The sequence below is a fragment of the Martinezella lusitana genome (genome assembly GCF_016901135.1).
GTDB classification, from domain to species: domain Bacteria; phylum Pseudomonadota; class Alphaproteobacteria; order Rhizobiales; family Rhizobiaceae; genus Rhizobium; species Rhizobium lusitanum_D.
Genome location: NZ_JAFEVL010000058.1, coordinates 1 through 2562, shown reverse-complemented (window position 1 = coordinate 2562; position 2562 = coordinate 1). Strand labels below are relative to the sequence as shown.

The following is a 2562-nucleotide window of genomic DNA, read 5'->3' as shown; positions in this document are numbered from 1 at the left end:
CGTAAGCGCTCATTTCGCTGCGCGTTGACGCAGTGGATTGTGAGGCCCGCAGCGGCTTATGCGGCAGTGGATTTGGCGAAGTTAAATGGGAGCAGATCGTCGATATTTGCGCCGTCCGGACGCTGCGGCAATTCGGTGAAGACGTGTCGCAACCAGGCGAATGGCTCGACGCCACAGGCCCGACAGGTCAGCATAAGGCTGTAAATGACGGCGCTTGCCTTGGCCCCGTCGACAGTGTCGCAAAATAGCCAGCTTTTCCTTCCAGTGGCAAAAACTCTGATATCGCGTTCCAATAAATTGTTGTCGATCGGCATCCTGCCGTCTTCAGTGTAGCGGGTCAGATATTGCCACTGGTTTCGCGTATAAGAGATCGCATCGCCGAGCTTGGTGTCGGGCACGACCTTGGGGGCCATCCTGTCGAGCCACTCCTTCAGGGCATCAAGGACTGGAACGCTATGCTTCTGGCGCAAGCGCCGGGTGCAATCGGCCTGCGTTTCGCCGTCATCCGGCTTTTCGTCCCGCGCCTGCCTTTCAATCCGATAGAGCTGGTCGAAGAACTTCAATGCCTGCGCGGGCGGCCCGCTTTGTTTTTTCCCGGCCTTGAAGGCGTTGACGAAGCGTCGCCTGGCGTGAGCCATACACCCGACATGCGTTGCGCCCTTCAGGGTGCGCCAGCCCTGATAGCCGTCGCTCATCAGGATGCCGCGATAGTCACCAAGGAAAGTCTGCGGATGCACCTGCCCACGACCGGGCTGATATTCAAGCAGCACAACCGGCTCGACACTATCCTTTCCGCTACGATAGGCCCAAATGTAGGACTCGTCAGTTGCTTTCCTGTCCTTTTCCTTCAGCACCTGCACCGTGGTCTCGTCACCGTGAATGACGTTCTGCGACAAGAGCCGCTGCTTCAGTGCATCGTAGATGCGAACGAGGTGCTTTTCGCTGGAGCCGATCACCCAATGGCCAAGAGCGCCACGGCTGACAGGGACGCCAGCGCGCTCGAAGGCCTGTGCCAGGCGATAGAGCGGTGTGCCGTCGACATATTTATGAACAAGAGCAAAGGCCAGCGTCGAGGCCGTGGCAATACTGCCCGGCAAGGGCTGTGCGGGCATCGGCGCGATGATAACGGGAGTGCTGATATCGGTGCGCTCGCAGTTGCGGCAAGCATACTTGGCCCGGGCATTCTGCAGCACCGTGGCCTTCACCTCGATATGCAGCTGCTCGGTGACGACTTCGCCCATCCTATGCAAAGGATGGCGGCAGCACGGACAGGTCTTCTGATCGTCGGCAAGGTCATATTCAACGCGTTGGCGGGGCAAATTTGCCGGAAGAGGTTTACGCCCGCGCTTGCGGCCTTCGGGCTTTTCCACCTCTGGCAATCCCGTGTCGGGAAGCTCAGTGGCGTCGGTCTCGTCACAGTCGGCCAAGCCCTCATCAGCATCGGCCTCGAGAGCGGCGTTCTCGGCTTCATTGAAGACGCGGTCCATATGCTTTTCGCTGCGCGGCGCAAAACGATGCAGTTGTGCAAGCGCCAGTTCTTCCTCGAGCTTGAAGACACGCTGCTCAAGGGCGTCTCTCTCAGCCCGCAGCGCGGCGTTCTCGGCAGCATTCGCCGCCAGAAGCGCCATCAGTTCCGCAATGGTCGGGGTGCCGGCTCGTGTCATCGTAGCTTTGAATCTGAGCCGCCCCGCCTCGTCAACAGCCTTCAGCCGACAAACTCATATTGCCGAACAGGATGGCGCACCATCGCGTCGAGATCGATGCCGTCAAGCAGCCAGCGCAACTGTTCGGTATCGAGCGTCACGACCGGTGCCTCGCGGCGGGGCCAGCGAAACCGGTCTTCGGACAAAGCTTTCAATACAAGCACGAACCCTGACCGCTCGAAGAACAGGAGCTTCATCCGAGTGCGCCGGCGGTTGCAAAAGACGAAGACAGCACGCTCGAACGGGCTCAGGCCCATCGACTGCTCGACCAGGATCGCCAGGCTGTTGATCCCCGCACGAAAGTCGATCGGGTCCCGGTGAAGATAAACGCGAAGATCGTCAGCCAGCCGGAACATTGCACCGCCCCAAAACTTCGATCATCGCGGAAAGGGCCCGCTCATCCACATCCTCAAGCTCAAGCCGAACACCATTAGGCAAAGACGCAATCACCCGCATTCCTGCCGATGATGGCCGGGCCGGCATGTCGGGCTGCCGCGAAATCGGCAACACTGCAACCACAGGAACAAAGGCCGACGTTTCCTGTCCTGCAACAACCGTCAAACCACCCTGGGCCTGCCGATCTCGGCGAAGCTTCACCCAGTTGCGTAACTGATTGGCGTTGACGCCGTGCGCCAGTGCCAGACGGGCAACCGATACCCCGGGCTTCATTGCAGCGTCGATCAGCCGGTCTTTCTCGACGGGATCGAAACGCCGCTTCCCGTTGGAAAGAACCTTCACAGCCCGAAGACCCCCTGAGCCCTTCAAGATATCCAATGTCATTGTGTCCACCGTCTCCCTTGTGGACACAGAATCCTTCATTCGCTGTTCAGTGAACAGGTGCGCGGAATTGCGCGCTTAC

At 59.4% G+C, this 2562-nt stretch carries 3 protein-coding genes; all 3 read right to left on the bottom strand.

Features of this window, described 5'->3' with window-relative positions; translation table 11 throughout:
• Positions 1–56: 56 nt before the first annotated feature.
• From tnpC to tnpA, 3 genes are read right to left on the bottom strand one after another with little or no spacing between them, the layout of a single operon-like run.
• On the bottom strand, positions 57–1664 hold the full coding sequence (gene tnpC, locus JTP94_RS25315) for an IS66 family transposase (protein ID WP_204853189.1): 1608 nt from the start codon (positions 1662–1664) through the stop codon (positions 57–59).
• Between the two features lie 41 nt (positions 1665–1705).
• On the bottom strand, positions 1706–2059 hold the full coding sequence (gene tnpB, locus JTP94_RS25310; protein WP_018240906.1) for an IS66 family insertion sequence element accessory protein TnpB: 354 nt from the start codon (positions 2057–2059) through the stop codon (positions 1706–1708).
• Positions 2043–2483 (bottom strand): IS66-like element accessory protein TnpA, encoded by a 441-nt coding sequence (tnpA, locus tag JTP94_RS25305; RefSeq protein ID WP_246755318.1) that lies wholly within the window; start codon positions 2481–2483, stop codon positions 2043–2045. Before tnpA ends, tnpB begins: the two co-directional genes overlap by 17 nt.
• Between the last annotated feature and the right edge of the window lie 79 nt (positions 2484–2562).